Origin of the sequence: Luteimonas sp. S4-F44, assembly GCF_022637415.1 — a bacterium.
Lineage (GTDB): Bacteria > Pseudomonadota > Gammaproteobacteria > Xanthomonadales > Xanthomonadaceae > Luteimonas.
The window spans coordinates 2750543-2770181 of the sequence record NZ_CP093340.1; the positions used below are offsets into that span (position 1 = coordinate 2750543).

A 19639-nucleotide genomic window follows, 5' to 3' on the forward strand; every position below is an offset into this window, starting at 1 on the left:
CGGGTTCCACACAAGAAGGCCCGCTTGCGCGGGCCTTCTTGTGTCGGGGTGGTCGCGGCGATCAGAGCGCCTTGGCCGCCTCGACGATCTTCTCGACGGTGATGCCGAAGTAGGGATAGAGCTTGTCGGCCGGGGCCGAGGCGCCGAAGCGGTCGATGCCGATGACCGCGCCGTCAAGCCCGACATAGGCACGCCAGAAGCCGGTGACGCCGGCTTCGATCGCGACACGGCGACGCACTGCATTGGGCAGCACCGATTCGCGATAGGCCGCATCCTGGCGCTCGAACACGTCGGTCGAGGGCATCGACACCACGCGCACGCCATCGCCGAGCTGCGCGGCGGCCTCCATCGCCAGGCCGACCTCCGAGCCCGTCGCGATCAGGATCAGCTCCGGCGTGCCGGCGGCGTCCTTGAGCACGTAGCCGCCCCGTGCGATGGCAGCGACCTGCGCCGCGTCGCGCGCCTGGTGCGGCAGGTTCTGGCGCGAGAACACCAGGCAGCTGGGGCCGTCGCTGCGCAGCACCGCCGACTTCCAGGCCACCGCCGACTCGACCGCGTCGCAGGGGCGCCAGACGTCGTTGTTGGGGATGTAGCGCAGGCTCGCCAGATGCTCGACCGGCTGGTGCGTCGGGCCGTCCTCGCCCAGGCCGATCGAATCGTGGGTGTAGACGTGGATCGCGTGCGCCGGGATCAGCGCGCTCATGCGCACCGCATTGCGGGCGTAATCGCTGAACACCAGGAAGGTCGCATCAAACGGCACGAAGCCGCCGTGCAGCGCCAGGCCGTTGGCGATCGCGCTCATGCCGAACTCGCGCACGCCGTAGTAGACGTAGTTCGCATCGGCATCGTGGCTGGCCGCGGTCTTGCAGCCCTTCCACAGTGTCAGGTTCGAGTGCGCGAGGTCGGCCGAGCCGCCGACGAGCTCGGGCAGCAGCGGCGCGAATGCCTCGATCGTCATCTGCGAGGCCTTGCGCGAGGCGATCGTCGGGCCATCGGCCTGCAGCTTGGCGACGAACGCGTCCGCGGCCTCGGCGAAATCGGCCGGCAGCTCACCGCGCGTCCGGCGCAGCAACTCGGCGGCCAGTTCCGGATGTGCGGCCTGGTAGGCCTCGAAGCGGCGGTTCCAGGCGTCCTCGCGGGCCTGGCCGGCCGTCGTCGCGCGCCAGGCGTCACGGATCGCCTCCGGGATCTCGAACGGACCATGCGTCCAGCCGAGTGCGGCGCGCGTGGCGTCGGACTCTTCCTTGCCCAGCGGCGCGCCGTGCGAGGATTCCTTGCCGCCGCGGTTCGGCGAACCGAAGCCGATCGTCGTGCGGCAGCACACCAGCACCGGCCGGTCGTCCTGCGCGACGGCCTCGCCGATCGCGCGCGAGATCGCCGCAGCGTCGTGACCGTCGACATCGCGGATCACGCGCCAGCCGTAGGCCTCGAAGCGCGCCGGGGTGTCATCGGTGAACCAGCCGGCGGTGTTGCCGTCGATCGAAATGCGGTTGTCATCCCAGAACGCGACCAGCTTGCCCAGGCCCAGGGTGCCGGCCAGCGATGCGGCCTCGTGCGAAATGCCTTCCATCAGGCAGCCGTCGCCCAGGAACACCCAGGTGCGGTGGTCGACGATGTCGAAACCGTCGCGATTGAACTGCTGGGCGAGCAGCCGCTCGGCGAGCGCGAAGCCGACCGCATTGGCGAAGCCCTGCCCCAGCGGCCCGGTGGTCGTCTCCACGCCCGGCGTCTCGTAGCGCTCGGGGTGGCCGGCGGTACGGCTGTGCAACTGCCGGAAGTGCTTCAGCTCCTCAATCGGCAGGTCATAGCCCGACAGGTGCAGCAGCGCGTACTGCAGCATCGAGCCGTGGCCGTTGGACAGCACGAAGCGGTCGCGGTCGATCCAGTGCGGATTGCCCGGGTTGTGGCTGAGGTGGTCATTCCACAGCACCTCGGCGATGTCGGCCATGCCCATCGGCATGCCGGGGTGGCCCGACTTGGCGGCATCGACCGCGTCGATGGCGAGAAAGCGGATGGCGTTGGCGAGTTCGCGACGGGTCGGCGTGGTCATGGGCTCGGGAGCAGCGGACGGAAGCGCCCATTGTCCCATGCCCGCCGCTCCGCTGCCGGCCCGCGCAGACCGCGCCGCGGCCAGGCTGTCGGCCGGGGCTCAGCCCGCCCGCTGCCGCGCCTCGCCATCACCGTGCACGTGGTGCACGTGCAGTTGGCCATCGGCGCCGGTCCCGAGGTCGTCGTGGTCGTGCGCGGCCTCGCTGCGCCCGATCACGACCGAGGCCACCATGTCGCCGCCGATGTTGACCGTGGTCCGGCACATGTCCAGAAACCGGTCCACGCCCAGGATCAGTGCGATGCCTTCGGCCGGGATGCCGAACGTCACCAGGATCGTGGCGATCACCGGCAGCGAACCGCCCGGCACGCTGGCCGCGCCGATGCCGCCCATAACGCACATCACCAGAATCATCAACTGCTGGACCAGCGTCAGTTCCACCCCGAACAACTGCGCCAGGAACAGCACGGTCACGCCCTCGTAGAGCGCAGTGCCGTTCATGTTGACAGTTGCGCCGAGCGTGCACACGAATCGCGCCACCCGGCGCGGCACGCCCAGGTTCTCCTCGGCGGTCTTGAGGGAGGTGGGCAGTGTCGCCGCGCTCGAGGAGGTCGAAAACGCGGTCAGCAACGCTGGCTGCGCCCCGCGGAAGACCTCCAGCGGCGAACGCCGGCCCAGCAGCGCGATCAGCAGCGGATAGACGACGAAGAAATGCACGCCCAGCGCCGCGGCCGCAGTGCCGACGAAGCGCCCGAGCTGCAGCATCAGATCCAGGCCCATCCGCGCCGACAGCGTGAACAACAGCGCGGCCACCGCGTACGGCGCCAGGCGGATCACCCAGTCGATAAGCTTCAGGCTGATGTCGTACACGCCCTGGACCGCCGACACGAAGCTGCGCGTGCCCGGCGAATCGACCACGGCGGCCGCGATGCCGAACAGCAGCGCGAAGCACATCACCGCGATCAGGTCGGTGTTGGCCGCGGCCGCGATCGGGTTGCGCGGCACCATGTTGAGCAGCATCTCGATCACGCCGATCGGCTTGTGCTCGCCGGCGACGACGCCCGCGGCCGACGAATTGGCCAGCGCGGCGTCCAGCAGCGCCCGGTCGATCCCCACGCCCGGCTGCAGCAGATGGGTCATCGCCAGGCCGATCAGCACCGCGATGAAGGTGGTGCCGAACACCCAGGCCAGGGTCTTGCCGCCCAGGCGCCCCAATGCACGCGGATCGCCGATCTCCACCACACCCAGGATCAGCGCCGAGAACACCAGCGGCACGACCAGCATGAACAACAGCCGCAGGAACAGCTGGCCGACTGGCTCGGTGAGATTGACGATCAGCCCCTGGACCCACGGCTGGAACGCCGGCACGGGCTGGCCGTCGGCGCCGGGCACCAGCCACAGTCCGTTGGCGACCGCATAACTGCTCAGCAGGTTGATCGACAGTCCGGCGATCGCGCCGATCGCGAATCCGATCAGCATCTTGGTGTGCAGCGCCATGCCGCGCCCGTTCGATGAGGTCATCCGCCCGTCCCGTGCAAAACGGGGGAGCTTAGCAAAGCGCCTTGATGGCCCCCGGCCTGGCAGCCGGTATCCTAGACGGATGTTCCCGCTTCCCGACTCCGGCGCGTCCCCCGCACACACGCCGGCTCAAGACGCACTCGGCGTGCTCCAGCGCGTGTTCGGCCACGCCGCGTTCCGCGGCGAACAGGCGGCGATCGTCGAACACGTCGCTGCCGGCTTCGATGCCCTGGTACTGATGCCCACCGGCGGCGGCAAGTCGATGTGCTACCAGGTCCCCGCCTTACTGCGAGACGGCGTGGGCATCGTCGTCTCGCCGCTGATCGCACTGATGCAGGACCAGGTCGATGCGCTGCTGCAGTCGGGCGTACGTGCGGCCTACCTCAACTCCACGCTCGACGCCGAGACCGCACAGCGGGTCGAGCGCGAACTGCTGGCCGGCGAGCTCGACCTGCTCTACGTCGCGCCCGAGCGCCTGCTCACCCCGCGCTTCCTGTCGCTGCTCGACCGCGCCCCGCTGGCGCTGTTCGCGATCGACGAGGCGCATTGCGTCTCGCAATGGGGGCACGATTTCAGGCGCGAGTACCGCGAACTGACGATCCTGCACGAACGCTGGCCGCAGGTGCCGCGGATCGCGCTGACCGCGACTGCCGATCCGCCGACCCAGCGCGAGATCGCCGAGCGCCTGCAACTCGAGGATGCGCGCCGGTTCGTCAGTTCGTTCGACCGCCCGAATATCCGTTACACCGTCGTGCAGAAGGACAACGCCAAGCGCCAGTTGCTCGACTTTCTGCAGGCCCATCGCGGCCAGGCCGGGATCGTCTACTGCCTGTCGCGGCGCAAGGTCGAAGAGACGGCCGAGTACCTGGCCGGCCAGGGCATCGACGCGGTGCCCTACCACGCCGGCATGGACGCGTCGCTGCGCGCGGCCAACCAGCGCCGCTTTCTGCGCAGCGAGGGCGTGGTGGTCGTGGCGACGATCGCCTTCGGCATGGGCATCGACAAACCCGACGTGCGCTTCGTTGCGCATACCGACCTGCCCAAGTCGATCGAAGGCTACTACCAGGAGACCGGCCGCGCCGGCCGCGACGGCGAGCCCGCCGAAGCCTGGATGTGCTACGGCCTGGGCGACCTGGTGCTGCTGCGGCAAATGATCGAACAGTCCGATGCCGGTGACGAGCGCAAGCGCCTGGAACACCGCAAGCTCGATGCGCTGGTCGGCTACTGCGAAACCATGCGCTGCCGGCGCCAGGTACTGCTGGCGAACTTCGGCGAGGATTACGCCGGCACCGGCGAAGGCCGGGCCTGCGGCAACTGCGACAACTGCCTCGATCCGCCGGCCGCCTGGGACGCGACCGTCGCCGCGCAGAAGGCACTGAGCTGTGTGTACCGCAGCGGCCAGCGCTTCGGCGCCGCGCACATCGTCGACATCCTGCGCGGCAGCGACAACGAGCGCATCCGCCAGTTCGGCCACGCCCAGCTCAGTACCTACGGCGTGGGCAGCGACCTCGACGCCCGCGCCTGGAAGGCGGTGCTGCGCCAGCTCGTTGCCCACGGCCTGCTCGAGGTCGATGCCGAAGGCTACGGCGGTCTGCGCCTGACCGAGGCCAGCCGCGCGGTGCTCAAGGGCGCCGAAAGGGTGATGCTGCGCAAACCCACCGCCGCCCGCGAGCGCGGACGTACCGTGCGTGCGGTGGCGACGGCCGACATCGAACTGGCGCCCGTCGACCGACCGCTGTACGAGGCCCTGCGCGCACTGCGCGCCAAGCTCGCCCGCGAGCAGAACGTGCCGGCCTACGTGATCTTCCACGATGCCACGCTGCGCGAGATCGCGCGCCAGCGGCCACTGACGCTGGGTCAGCTCGGCGGCATTGGCGGGGTCGGCGCAGGCAAGCTCGAGCGCTACGGCGACGCCGTGCTCGAGACCGTGCACGAAGCCGGCTGACGCCCCCCTGCCCCGTGACCGCCGGGCCGCAGGCACCGCCATGCGGCGCGCAGTTCGCGACGCCGCCCTGTCGCGCGCTGCTCTACGGCGAAGCGGTCACGACGCAGCTGAAGCCCAATTCCAGCTGTCCGCCCACCGGTAGCGTCGGGACAACCAGGCCAGCGTTCTGCAAGGCACCGATCGTCGGCGATGCCGGACAGACGGCGCCGCCGCTCGCGCTGCACGAGACGACGGCCGCGCTGCAGTCCAGGCCGGCCACGGCGGGATCGCGAATCACCGCACCGCTGCCGTCCACGCCGTCGAGATGCGCGACTCTCAGGGTGAACGCGACATCACCGCCCACCGGTACGTTCGTCGCCGATGCGGTCTTCTCGATCGACAGGTCGAGATCGTCGTCGAGCAGGGTCCACGTGGCCTGGGCGACCGCAGCTGCGCCACACGACTGGGTGGAACTGAGCAGGTAGTCGTCGGGACTCGGCTGCAAGGTCAGTTGTACAGTCCGGTTGCCGTCGATGATGGCATTGCCCAACGCCGTGAGGCCGAGCGGCTGCGCGACATTGCCCTCGTAGGTGCCGGCCGGGATGAAAACGCTGAACGTATTGGTGCCGCTGGGGGTGGTGAAATCCGTCCCCAGCACGGCGGTGCCGCCGGTGACCGAGACCAGGATGTTCAAGTCGTCGTCGAGGGTGCCGACGACGCGCAACTCCGGCAGGCCGGCGCTGGTCCCTTCCACGGTCTGGAACCCATTGCCAGTCAGCTCGATGAAGGGCTTGAGATAGACCTGAATGTCGTCGAGGAAGTTGCCCATCGCCGCCCCGCCCGACAGCGCTTCGAAGCCGATGTTGGTGACGCCGCCTGTCCCGTTGTAGGCGAAGCTGCCGTTGTAGTCGCGCCACCCGTTGGGCCCGAGTACGGACGTCGCGGTGCCCTGCGATACCTGGAGCACGCCACCGCTGCCATTGTTGGTGGTCCCCACCTGCACGATCGGCGCGGTGCCGAGCAGAAAGGCCATCCGGTCCTGGGTGGTGGCACTGCTGCGTCCGCGATGACTGAACTGCCAGCGCACCACGTCACCGGGGACCAGGCAGACGTTCTGCGCGATACGCGACAACTGTTCCGCATTGAGCTCGGCCAGCTGCGAGCCAGTGCGTGCATTCACCGTCAGTCCGCCATTGGTCCGCGGCGTGCGCCATATCTCGAGGATGCGTGCCTGTTGGCCGGCGACGAAGCCGGTCGGCACCACGCAGCCGCCCACGTTCTCCTGGGCCCAAGGGCCATGGCTCGTCGTCCAGCCGGGGACGAACTGCTCGCCGATGTAGACACGGCACCCTGCAGTCTGCAGGTTCGGCTCTTCGAAGCTCAGATTGATGAAGCTGCGCTGCACCGAATTCACGCCCACCTGGGCAGACGCCTGCGGCATGGCGATGGCGGCGATCGCGGCCGCCAGGGCGGCACCCAGCAGGGAGCCGCGGCGCGGCGCGGAAACAACGGAGTGGCGATCTTTCATAGTCGAACCCTTGCTCATCGGTGCGGGCAGCCAGCGCTGCGTCCTTAGTAGCTACCCACGAAGTTGACGAACCAGCCCCGATGGTCGTAATCGAAATCGGTGAGGTCGTCGGTGAAGTCGGTGAAGTTGTAGCCGGCGCCGATGCGGAAGTTCCGACCGATGTCGCGATCGAGGCCGGCCATCCAACCCTTGCGCGCGCCGCCATCCTTGACGTCCAGCCAGCGGTATTCCGCCATCGCGTGCCAGCGCTCGATCAGTTCGTAACGGACCTGACCCGCGGCGAACGTGGTGGCCGAATCGAACCAGGCGCCAGTGCCGCGGCCGAAGCGCACGTCGCCCTCGCGCCGCGCCAGCTTGCCGGCGAACTCCCAGTGATGATCGAGTCGGTACACGCCCTCCAGCGACAGCACCTGCGTCCGCTGATCGTACTGCGCGCCGCCGAGTTGGCCCAGCGTCGCCAGGTCGTAGAGATAGGTGTAGCGACCGAACAGGCCCCAGCGCGTGCTGTTCCACGGGCGGTAGGCGAAACCGAGATTGCTCTCGATGAACTTGGCGCTGGCGAACGGATTCAGATCGTCCTGGGTGTCGGCGTAGTTGAAGCGTGCGGCAATGCGCCAACTCTCGTTGAGCTTGTGGGTCAGGCGATGGGTGGTGACCCATTGGGTGATCCGCTCGGCACCGGTGTCCTCACGCCACTCCAGCTTGCTCTGCCAACTGGTGTCGCCGGAGGTCCGCCCGCCGCTCAAGCTCACTGCGCGCCGGTCGACCTGGCCGCCGTCGCTGTTGGTCAGTTCGCCGTCGCTCAGGGTGAAGCCGAGGTTCCAGCCGTAGGCCGGGAAGAAATCCATGCCGTAGGTATGGGCCAGGCCGCTCTCGCGCCGGCTCTTGAGGAACTGGCTTTCGTTGAAAAGGTTGACCTGGTTGGACAGACGCCAGCGCTGGCCGAGCGTCCAGCCGTTCTGCGCATTGGGGTTGAACAGCGGATCGTAGTCGCTGCGGTCGGTCGAGTAGGTGTAGGCGCCATAGAAGCTGTGCTGCGGCGACAGCCGATATTCGGCATCCACGCGCGCGGCATCGCCGCGATCGCCCGTGGTCAGTTCGGCCCCCACGGTGGAGAGATTGGCGAAGTTGTAGCGCCCGCCGAGCGTGAACGCATCATTGTCCGCGTAGCGGCCGCTGTCGTCGTCCAGGGTCAACTGCGCGGTGCCGTAGACATCCAGCGCAGTGCCGAACCGGCGGGTGTAGCGCAACGCACCGAGCAGGCCTGCGGCGTCGAAGAAGGCGCGCGACTCCTCGACCCGACGCAATTCGAACGCGAGCGCATCGGCCTCGCCGATCCGCCACTCGGCATTGGCCTGGGCCTGCGTGAGGGCGTCGGCATTGCGTTCGGCACGGCTGAAGCGCGCATAGACGCCGACGTTGGCACCGAACTGGCCCAGCACCTCGGCCCCGTACTCCTCGATCTGCGCACCGGTATCGAAGCGCGAGATCGAATAGCCGGCGTCGACCTGACGCCACCACGCCCCCGCGCTCCACGGCTGCTCACTCCAGCCGAGCTCCTGGAAATTCGCGCGGGCCTCCACTGCGGTCGCCTCGCCTTCCCGGGATCCGCCGGGATTGAGCCGGCTGAAGCTCAGGCCGCCGTTGTCGGAGAAGAACACCGGTGCGCTCGTCGATTCGGTCCGGCTGTGCTCGAGCTTGAGATAGGTGCCCTTGCCGGCCTGAAGCGTGACGTCGGCCGACATCAGCGAGTAGTCCTCGCCGGCACGATTCTCGTCGACGTAGGTCAGGCCGACACCGAGGTGGTCGCCGAACCAGTGCTTACCGCGCACACCGGCGGCGATCTCGTCGGCGTTGAAATCGTTGGGCACCCACTCGTAATCCACGAGCAGCCGCTGCTCAAGACCGTCGAGCGGCGCATCGCGGGTCAGCGTGGGCATGTTCTGCCGCGTGATCTGCGCCAGCGCCCGGGTCAGCAGGATGCGGCCCTGGAGTTCGTCGATCTCGTAGTCGGCGCCGCGCAACAGCACCACCCGCTGCTCGACACGGCCGGTGGTCCGGTCGCGCACTTCCAGCACCACCTGGTCGGAGCCGGGCAGCACGTCAGTGTGGCGCAGGTAGTACAGGCTGCCGCCGGTGCCGATGAACTCGCTGTGGCCGGGGGCGGTCTGCGCTTCGGACGCGAACGTCCGGAGCTGGCTCACCGGATCGCCCCAGGCATTGGCACCGCGCGAACGCCAGTTCAGCGCCGCGCCGTAGAGCGAGCGCACGTACTGGCCGTACTCGGTGCCGGTCAGGCCGGTGCTGAAGTTGCCCCACAGTGCCTCGTTCTTGTCCCACTCGGCGCGCAGGTAGAAGCGGCCCATGGTGTCGACATCGCGCCAGACGCTCGAGTCGTCGCCGTAGGTCGGGTAGTACAGATCCGGATCGAGACGACGGAAGACGTCCTGCGGATCGGCGGACGTAAAGCCGTCGAACAGGTCCTCCAGCGGGCGATTCTGGGTGTCGGCCTGCGCCGTGATCAGGTACTTGCCCTGGGCCTTCGCCTTCAGATAGAAGGCCAGGCGCCCGTCGCTGAGGATGTCGTCCTCGCGGCCCGCCATGGCCAGCGAACGTCCAGGCCCGCTGGCCTTGTTCTGATACACCGTGACGTCGGCCAGGCCCACGCCGAAGAAGTAGCGGCCGCTGACGTCAACCTCCAGCGCCCGTTGCAGCGGCGCCTCGCCCTCCGGCGCTTCGAGGGTGATCTCGAACCGGTGATGGCCGATCGGCATCAGGTACTCGGCGACGAACTTGCGCTCCAGATCGACGGGATAGTTCTCGCCGTTGATGCGCAGGCCATAGCCGGCGGGCAGGTTGCGGCCCTGTACGCGCACCCGCGATCCATAGATCGGGATGTTCTGCTGGCGCAGTCCGTTGTCGGCGAACACGTCGTCGATCAGCGCCTGGTTGCGCGCCTGCTCGATGCCCAGCGCCGTGCCGAGCGAGCGCTCGACCCCGTCGCGCAGCCGCTGGATGCCCCGCTCGGCCTCGTCGGGGCGCACCAGTTGCAGCTTTCGAGGCGAGGTCTCGTCGAAGTTGCCCGCCGCATCGTAGGCGCGCAGGACATAGACCAGTTCGTCTCCGGTCCGCAGCGACAGGCCCGCCGGCAACGCGCCATCCCACTCGCTCTGCGAGACCGCTTCGACCGGCAACCCGAAGCGGGCGACCGGCTCGACCAGATCGGCATCGTTGCCGCGATAGAGCGTCAACTCGTATCGCTCGACAAACGACACATAGTTACTGCGGACAAAGAACTTGACCGGCTCGACAATCCGCCCGGCATCGAAGGCCACCATCGCCGGAGCCGACACCGTCAACTCGGGCGCCCCCAGGCTCGGGTCCTCGGTGGCCCAGACCACGCCGCCCCCGGGCAGCTGGGCGGAGAACGCGCCACGGACGGTCGCACGGCCAGGTTCGTCCAGAGCGACGGACACCCGGCGGTCGGGCTGCAGCGCCTCGGACGACGAGCGTGCGTCGGTGCCGACGCTCACCGGCTGGTCGAAGCTGCGGGTGCGTACCCGGAACACCAGGTCGCCGGCCTCGGTGGTGCAGGCACCGTCGTCGCAGTCCATCGTCGGATCGGTCGCGGGTTCCGCGGCCCGGGGCTGGCCCAGCACGGCGGAACTCATGCCCGCCAGGATGCCGATCAAGGCGGTATCAAGCAGTTTCATCTTCATGATCCGGCGATTCCTCACTTGCGCTCTTCATCGACAGGCGCGGTCGGATCGGCGCTGGATTCCACGCGGACCTTCTGCCTGGTCTCCTCACGCAACCGCGCTGCCAGCGCCTGTTGCACTGCAGTCGCACGGCGCAGTCCCAGTGTCCCGTTGTAGGCGTGCGATCCGCGCACATCGGTGTGACCGACGAGCACCACCACGCCGCCGCCGAGCGCGTCCAGGCGCCGGGCGACCTCGTCCAGCAGTGCACCGAACTCCGGCTTGACCTCAGCGCGATCGGTATCGAACAGGACGGTTCCCAACAACGCGCCCCGGGCATCGACACCGGCTACCAGCGCGTGCTGGTCGTCCACCACCGTGCGCAGCGCAACCGACAGACCCGCCCGCGCTTCCGGACCGACCTGTGCCTGCAGGGCATCGCGCACCGCCGCCGCACGGGCGAATGCCAGTGCTTCTTCGCCACCCTCGGCGACGATGGAGACGTCACCGCCGCCGTAGCGTTCGACCTGCTCGGCCATGCGCTCGATCGCCGGCAACCACATCGCACCGACCTCCGCGCTGCCCGGCGCGAAGATGACTTCGCCCAGTTCCAGATCGACCCGCTGCCCGCCGCCCGGCAGTTGCTCGACCGGCAGACGCACGCCGAAATCGAACCGGACCGGCAGGCCGGGCGTGACACGCCGCACCAGCGGGTTCGCGGTGGTGAATTCGGTGCCCGGCGGCAATGTGGCCGGATCGACCTTCAGGATGAAGTTGCGGCCATGGCGCCAGTCCCCGCCCTGCACATCGGCCAGGTGATAGCGGCCGTACTGATCCGTTTCGATCAACAGCCCCTCCACCGACGCGATCCGCACACCAGGAATACCGCGCTCGTCGATGCCGTGGTTCTCGACGATGTAGGCCACTTCGTAGCCGTTCTCGACCGCCGACACATGACGCGTCACCACCGGCTCGGCGGCATTGAGCCCCTTCGCCGCCTCGCCGTCGCGCTCCACCCGGGTCGACCCGTCGGCCGCCATTCGCACGGTGACGCCCTGCCCGCTGACCAGAACGAAGTCGTCGGTGAAGTCGGGCGCGCTCAGACGCTGGCGGATGATCACCCGATGGGCCTCGGCCGGATCGCCCACGGACTGCCGCGCCGAGATCGCACCGATCTCGATGCCGTGGAGTAGCGGCGCGCTGGCATCGGCGAGCGGCTGCGGGCCGTTGCCTCGGTCGATCGTCGTGGAGCCGGCGACGTACAGGTCGGACGCGAAGCCGCCCTGCACCCGTACCTCGGACAGATCCGCGCGGTCCTGCCACCCGTCACCGTCGCGATCGTCGAACACGGTGCCGAAGACCAGGCTGTCGTCGAGCAAGGGGTCTGACTCCAGCGACACCTGGGCAGTCGCCACATTGGACACCGGCGTCCCGGTCGTATCGACCGCTACCGCTTCATTGACGTGCACGCCCTGTCGCACGCCTGCCCCGACCCGCAGCAGATACACCACGGTCGCGCGCTCACCGACGGCGATGTCGATGCCGCCGATGCGCAGCGGGTGCTGGCCGGTCAGAGTGAAGGCGCCATCGCGATCGGCGACCGCCATCGACCCTTCGACGTAGCTGAAGCCCGCAGGCGGCGTGTCCACGATGATGCCGTCGGTCACGTTCACCGTGCCCACGTTCTCCACCGTCACGGTGTAGCGCACCAGGTCGCCGATCTTCACATTCCGGCTGCCGACGGCCTTGCTGATGCGCAACTGCGCCTTGTCGGACACCTCATGGCGGGTCTGGCAAGTGGCGCACTCGGGCTCCGGACCACCGCCTTCGCTCATATAGCCACCGAACACCCGGTTCTCCACCGCGCCGATCGCATCGGCGGTCACCGTGGCCGGATAGACGAAGGTGTAGGTGCCCGGCACGGTACCGGCGGGCAGCATGCAGACCACATTGCCGACCTCGGCAAGGCAGCCCGCCGGCAGCACGCCCACCGCCAGGCCCTGCCCGGGGGTGTCGGACAACCGCATATCCGCGAGCGTGGCCGAATTCGCGACGTCCACGGTCAGCGTGTACTCGATGACATCGCCGACCTGCACCTGCTGCGCCTCGCCGGGCGTAGCGTGCTTGGCAATGCGCACGCGCGGCTCTGCCAGCGGATGCTCGGTGCTGCATGCGCCGCACACTGGAGGAGGTCCGCCCTCGCCGGTGCCGCCGCTGGCGGTCACGACGTTGCCGACGGTTCCGGTGGCGGCGCTGTCCACGGTGGCTGTGTACGTCAGCGCATAGCGGCCCGGGAGCGTGCCGACCGGCAAGGTGCAGGTCAGCGCGCCCGTGCAGGTGAACGCACCGGCGTCGGTCACTTCGCCGAAGGTCAGACCGGTGCCGAGCGTATCGGTCAGTGTGAGCGTGTCGAGGGTGGCGGAGTTGGCGACGACCGCGGTCAGCGTGTAGACGAGCACATCGCCTGCGCGCACTTCCGTACCATTCCCTGGCTCGGAGGTCTTGGTGACCTCGATTGTCGGCTGCTCGACTTCATGCTCGGTCTGGCAGGTGGTGCACACCGGTTCCGGGCCGTTACTGCCCGGCGGGATGCTCGCCACCACGACGTTGCTCAGGGTGCCGGTCGCATCCGCGTTGACGGTCGCGGTGTAGGTCAGCGTGTAGATGCCAGGCAGCGTGCCCGCCGGCAATGTGCAGGTCAGTGCACCGGTGCAGGCGAAGGCACCCGCATCGGTGACCGCACCGAAGGTCAAGCCTGCCCCAAGCGTATCGCTCAGGGTCAGCACTTCGGTCGTCGCCGAGTTCGCGACCGTCGCGGTCAGGATGTAAGTCAGCGTGTCGCCAGGCGACACCTCGCTCCCGGAAGCCGGGTTGGAGCTCTTGCTCACCGTGATCGACGTCGCGACGACCGGATGTTCGGTCTCGCAGGTCGTGCACACCGGCTCGGGGTCATTGCCGCCAGGCGGCGTGGTCGCCACGACGGCGTTGCCGACGCTGCCGGTCGCATCCGCGTTGACGGTCGCGGTGTAGGTCAGCGTGTAGGCGCCCGGCAAGGTGCCGGCTGGCAACGTGCAGGTCAGTGCGCCAGTGCAGGCAAATGCGCCCGCGTCGGTCACGACACCGAAGGTCAAGCCTGCCCCAAGCGTATCGCTCAGCGTCAGCACTTCAGTCGTCGCCGAATTCGCGACCGTCGCGGTCAGCGTGTAGGTCAGCGTGTCGCCGGGCGAGACCTCGCTACCCGTCGCCGGATTGGAGCTCTTGCTCACCGTGATCGCAGTCGCGACGACCGGATGCTCGGTCTCGCAGGTCGTGCAGATCGGCTCGGGGTCATTGCCGCCAGGCGGCGTAGTCGCCACGACAACGTTGCCAACGCTACCCGTCGCGTTGGCGTCCACCGTGGCGGTGTAGGTCAGCGTGTAGATGCCAGGCAGCGTGCCCGCCGGCAATGTGCAGGTCAGTGCACCGGTGCAGGCGAAGGCACCCGCATCGGTGACCGCACCGAAGGTCAAGCCTGCCCCAAGCGTATCGCTCAGGGTCAGCACTTCGGTCGTCGCCGAGTTCGCGACCGTCGCGGTCAGGCTGTAAGTCAGCGTGTCGCCAGGCGACACCTCGCTCCCGGAAGCCGGGTTGGAGCTCTTGCTCACCGTGATCGACGTCGCGACGACCGGATGTTCGGTCTCGCAGGTCGTGCACACCGGCTCGGGATCGTTGCCACCCGGCGGGTTGGTTGCCACGACGACGTTGCCGACGCTGCCGGTTGCATCCGCATTGACGGTCGCGGTGTAGGTCAGCGTGTAGGCGCCCGGCAAGGTGCCGGCTGGCAACGTGCAGGTCAGTGCGCCAGTGCAGGCAAATGCGCCCGCGTCGGTCACGACACCGAAGGTCAGTCCCGCACCGAGCGTATCGGCGAGCGTCAGCACTTCGGTCGTGGCCGAATTGGCAACCGTCGCGGTCAGCGTGTAGGTCAGCGTGTCGCCAGGCGACACTTCGCTGCCCGAGGCCGGATTGGAGCTCTTGCTCACGGTGATCGACGTCGCGACGACCGGGTGTTCGGTCTCGCAGGTGGTGCACACCGGCGGCGGATCGTTCCCGCCAGGCGGGTTGGTCGCAGTCACAACATTGCCCACGCTGCCCGTCGCATCCGCATTGACGGTCGCGGTGTAGGTCAGCGTGTAGCTGCCCGGCAGCGTGCCGGCCGGCAGCGTGCAGGTCAGTGCGCCGGTGCAGGCGAAGGCACCCGCATCGGTGACCGCACCGAAGGTCAAGCCTGCCCCAAGCGTATCGCTGAGGGTCAGCACTTCCGTCGTGGCCGAGTTCGCGACCGTCGCGGTCAGCGTGTAGGTCAGCGTGTCGCCAGGCGACACCTCGCTGCCGGAAGCTGGGTTCGAGCTCTTGCTCACCGTGATCGACGTCGCGACGACCGGATGTTCGGTCTCGCAGGTCGTGCACACCGGTTCGGGGTCATTACCGCCCGGCGGGGTGGTCGCCACAACAACGTTGCCGACCGTCCCGGTCGCATCCGCATTGACGGTCGCGGTGTAGGTCAGCGTATACGTGCCCGGCAGCGTGCCCGCCGGCAAGGTGCAGCTCAGTGCACCGGTGCAGGCAAACGCACCCGCATCGGTGACCGACCCGAAGGTCAGACCGGTGCCGAGGGTATCGGCGAGGGTCAGCACTTCAGTCGTCGCCGAATTCGCAATCGTCGCGGTCAGCGTGTAGGCCAGCGTGTCGCCAGGCGACACTTCGCTACCCGAGGCCGGGTTCGAGTTCTTGCTCACGGTGATCGACGTGGCAACGACCGGATGTTCGGTCTCACAGGTCGTGCACACCGGTTCCGGATCGTTGCCGCCCGGCGGCGTGCTGGCCACTACGACATTGCCGACGCTGCCGGTCGCGTCCGCATTGACGGTCGCGGTGTAGGTCAGCGTGTAGGTCCCCGGCAAGGTGCCGGCCGGCAGTGTGCAGGTCAGTGCGCCGGTACAAGCAAAGGCACCCGCATCGGCCACGGCACCGAAGGTCAGTCCCGCACCGAGCGTATCGGCGAGCGTCAGCACTTCAGTCGTGGCCGAATTGGCAACCGTCGCGGTCAGCGTGTAGGCCAGCGTGTCGCCAGGCGACACTTCGCTGCCCGACGCCGGGTTCGAGGTCTTGCTCACCGTGATCGACGTCGCGACGACCGGGTGCTCGGTCTCGCAGGTCGTGCAGACCGGCGGCGGATCGCTACCGCCTGGCGGCGTGGTCGCCGTCACGACGTTGCCCACGCTACCCGTCGCGTTGGCGTCCACCGTGGCGGTGTAGGTCAGCGTGTAGCTGCCCGGCAAGGTGCCGGCTGGCAGCGTGCAGCTCAGTGCACCGGTGCAGGCGAAGGCACCCGCATCGGTGACTGCACCGAAGGTCAGGCCCGTGCCCAGCGTATCGCTCAGCGTCAACACTTCGGTCGTCGCCGAATTCGCGACCGTCGCGGTCAGGATGTAGGTCAGCGTGTCGCCAGGCGACACTTCGCTGCCCGACGCCGGGTTCGAGGTCTTGCTCACCGTGATCGACGTCGCGACGACCGGGTGCTCGGTCTCGCAGGTCGTGCAGACCGGCGGCGGATCGCTACCGCCTGGCGGCGTGGTCGCCGTCACGACGTTGCCGACACTACCCGTCGCATCCGCATTGACGGTGGCGGTGTAGGTCAGCGTGTACGTGCCCGGCAACGTGCCAGCCGGCAGCGTGCAGCTCAGCGCGCCCGTGCAGGCAAACGCGCCCGCATCGGTGACCGCGCCGAAGGTCAGACCTGCACCGAGCGTATCGCTCAGCGTCAGCACTTCGGTCGTGGCCGAGTTCGCGACCGTCGCCGTCAGCGTGTAGGTCAGCGTGTCGCCAGGCGACACTTCGCTACCCGACGCCGGGTTGGAACTCTTGCTCACCGTGATCGACGTCGCGACGACCGGATGCTCGGTCTCGCAGGTGGTGCACACCGGCGGCGGATCGCTACCGCCCGGCGGCGTGGTCGCCGTCACGATGTTGCCGACACTACCCGTCGCATCCGCGTTGACCGTGGCGGTGTAGGTCAGCGTGTAGCTGCCCGGCAGCGTACCGGCAGGCAAGGTGCAGCTCAGCGCGCCCGTACAGGCGAACGCACCGGCGTCGGTGACCGCACCGAAAGTCAGGCCGGTACCCAGCGTATCGCTCAGCGTTAACACTTCGGTCGTCGCCGAATTCGCGACCGTCGCGATCAGGATGTAGGTCAGCGTGTCGCCAGGCGACACCTCGCTGCCGGAAGCTGGGTTCGAGCTCTTGCTCACCGTGATCGACGTGGCAACGACCGGATGCTCGGTCTCACAGGTCGTGCACACCGGTTCCGGATCGTTGCCGCCCGGCGGGTTGGTGGCAACGACAACGTTCCCAACGCTGCCCGTTGCCGAGGCATCCACCGTGGCCGTATAGGTCAGCGTGTAGGTGCCCGGCAAAGTCCCGGCCGGCAGCGTGCAACTCAGTGCGCCGGTACAGGCAAACGCACCCGCATCGGTCACGGCACCGAAGGTCAGTCCCGCACCGAGCGTATCGGCGAGCGTCAGCACTTCCGTTGTGGCCGAGTTCGCGACCGTCGCGGTCAGCGTGTAGGTCAGCGTGTCGCCAGGCGACACCTCGCTGCCGGAAGCTGGGTTCGAGCTCTTGCTCACCGTGATCGACGTCGCGACGACCGGATGTTCGGTCTCGCAGGTCGTGCAGACCGGCTCGGGATCGTTGCCGCCCGGCGGCGTGGTCGCCATGACGACATTGCCGACGCTGCCGGTCGCATCCGCATTGACGGTCGCGGTGTAGGTCAGCGTGTAGATGCCCGGCAGCGTGCCCGCCGGCAATGTGCAGGTCAGTGCTCCAGAGCAGGCAAATGCACCCGCATCGGTGACCGCACCGAAGGTCAGACCGGTGCCGAGCGTGTCGGCGAGGGTCAGCAGTTCGGTCGTCGCCGAGTTGGCGATCGTCGCCGTCACCATGTAGGTCAGCGTGTCGCCAGGCGACACCTCGCTACCCGACGCCGGGTCGGAACTCTTGCTCACCGTGATCGCAGTCGCGACGACCGGATGCTCGGTCTCGCAGGTCGTGCACACCGGCTCGGGATCATTGCCGCCCGGCGGGGTCGTCGCCACAACAACGTTCCCAACGCTGCCCGTTGCCGAGGCATCCACCGTGGCCGTATAGGTCAGCGTGTAGGTGCCCGGCAGCGTACCGGCCGGCAAGGTGCAGGTCAGTGCGCCGGTGCAGGCAAACGCACCCGCGTCGGTCACCGACCCGAAGGTCAGACCGGTGCCGAGCGTGTCGGCGAGGGTCAGCAGTTCGGTCGTCGCCGAGTTGGCGATCGTCGCCGTCACCATGTAGGTCAGCGTGTCGCCAGGCGACACCTCGCTGCCGGAAGCTGGGTTCGAGCTCTTGCTCACCGTGATCGACGTCGCGACGACCGGATGCTCGGTCTCGCAGGTGGTGCACACCGGCTCCGGGTCATTACCGCCCGGCGGGTTGGTCGCAGTCACGACGTTGCCGACACTGCCGGTCGCATCCGCATTGACGGTGGCGGTGTAGGTCAGCGTGTACGTGCCCGGCAAGGTGCCCGCGGGCAGCGTGCAGCTCAGCGCGCCGGTACAGGCGAAGGCACCCGCGTCGGTCACGGCACCGAAGGTCAGGCCGGTACCCAGCGTATCGCTCAGCGTCAACACTTCGGTCGTCGCCGAATTCGCGACCGTCGCGGTCAGGATGTAGGTCAGCGTGTCGCCAGGCGACACCTCGCTGCCCGACGCCGGGTTCGAGGTCTTCGCCACCGTCACGACCGAGGCCAACGGATGCTCGGTGGCGCAGCTTGTGCATGTCGGCGAAGGGGACTGCGGATCATCAGGATCGCCACCGCCCGTGGCGACCACCGCATTCCCGACCGATGTCTGCGCATCCGCGTCGACGGTGGCGGTGTAGACGACGCTGTAGTCGCCCGGCGCCGCCCCGGCCGGCAGGGTGAAGGTGCGGGCGTTGCCGCTACCGCTTTCAACGAAGCCGCCGGCGCTGGTCACTGCGCCGAAGATCAGCCCGGCGCTGAGCGTGTCGTTCAACACGACGTCGGACTGGGTGGCGGCTTCGGTCACCCTCACGTTCAGCGTGTAGCTGATGACCTGCCCCACGACCACGGTCGAACCGGCGGCGGGATCGGCGCTCTTGACGACCTCAACGATCGGGCGCGCCGCGGTGACCGTTGCGCTTGCCGTGTTGTTGGCAAGCTCGATGTCGTTCGTACCCGGCGGCGCGGAGACGGTCGCGACATTGGTCACGGACGTCGACTGGGCGAACGCCGCAGACGCTCCCGCCAATCCCAGAAGACACGCCAGTACCGTACCGCCGGCGGCCGCTGCGGCCGCCCGGATGTTGTTCAACAGCATCCCGCAATCCCCCGAAAAACCTGCCATGGCCCGAGATCGACGGACCCGCATTTCCTGAATGACGATCCGGCCGCGCGACAACGCGCTCCATTGAGCTCGTCGTTCAGAAAGAAACTTCCCCACTGCGTGTGATGCCGCGCGCCTGACGAACCATTGGCGGGCGGGACGGCATTCTATGCATGCAAAAAATTAGACGTCAATCACAGATTTTCTGAGTCACACTGTGTTAGCTGACGAGAGAATTGGTGAGAAAAATGACCCGCATTCATCATTCTCAGGTCGCGTCGCTGAAGCCGAGATTTGGCGTATTCACCTCCCCTGTGAGCGTTGTCCATCCAACGCAGTACCAGGAAAAAGTGGCGATCTGTGCCTGGCTTTTCCGCCACGGCGCCTGCGTTGACGTCCAGACCGCATGCGATTCGCGCTCGACTGAACAACGAGACGTCGGTGGCTAGAATTCGGCGAACCCGTCTTCGGCCTGCAGCCACATTGGATTCGACGCCCGCGCACGCCAGA

Annotated in this window: 6 protein-coding genes; 1 reads left to right on the forward strand and 5 read right to left on the reverse strand. The window is 68.0% G+C overall.

Annotated features, from left to right (window positions below; genetic code table 11):
• Positions 1-61 precede the first annotated feature (61 nt).
• A complete protein-coding gene (gene tkt, locus MNO14_RS12585; RefSeq protein ID WP_241944064.1) occupies positions 62-2050 on the reverse strand; it encodes a transketolase in 1989 nt (662 codons plus the stop codon).
• Between the two features lie 99 nt (positions 2051-2149).
• Positions 2150-3568: a dicarboxylate/amino acid:cation symporter gene (locus MNO14_RS12590; RefSeq protein ID WP_241944065.1), complete on the reverse strand. Its 1419-nt coding sequence runs from the start codon at positions 3566-3568 to the stop codon at positions 2150-2152.
• A gap of 79 nt (positions 3569-3647) precedes the next feature.
• On the opposite strand from MNO14_RS12590, the gene recQ reads away from it, so the two are divergent.
• A complete protein-coding gene (gene recQ, locus MNO14_RS12595; protein ID WP_241944066.1) occupies positions 3648-5510 on the forward strand; it encodes a DNA helicase RecQ in 1863 nt (620 codons plus the stop codon).
• 82 nt (positions 5511-5592) lie between these two features.
• Here the strand turns inward: recQ and MNO14_RS12600 are convergent, their stop codons facing one another.
• From MNO14_RS12600 to MNO14_RS12610, 3 genes are read right to left on the reverse strand one after another with little or no spacing between them, the layout of a single operon-like run.
• Positions 5593-7035 (reverse strand): DUF11 domain-containing protein, encoded by a 1443-nt coding sequence (locus MNO14_RS12600; RefSeq protein ID WP_241944067.1) that lies wholly within the window; start codon positions 7033-7035, stop codon positions 5593-5595.
• A gap of 26 nt (positions 7036-7061) precedes the next feature.
• Positions 7062-10736, reverse strand: coding sequence for a hypothetical protein (locus tag MNO14_RS12605; protein WP_241944068.1), 3675 nt, complete (start codon positions 10734-10736; stop codon positions 7062-7064).
• Between the two features lie 14 nt (positions 10737-10750).
• A complete protein-coding gene (locus tag MNO14_RS12610) occupies positions 10751-19123 on the reverse strand; it encodes an isopeptide-forming domain-containing fimbrial protein (RefSeq protein ID WP_241944069.1) in 8373 nt (2790 codons plus the stop codon).
• Positions 19124-19639 lie beyond the last annotated feature (516 nt).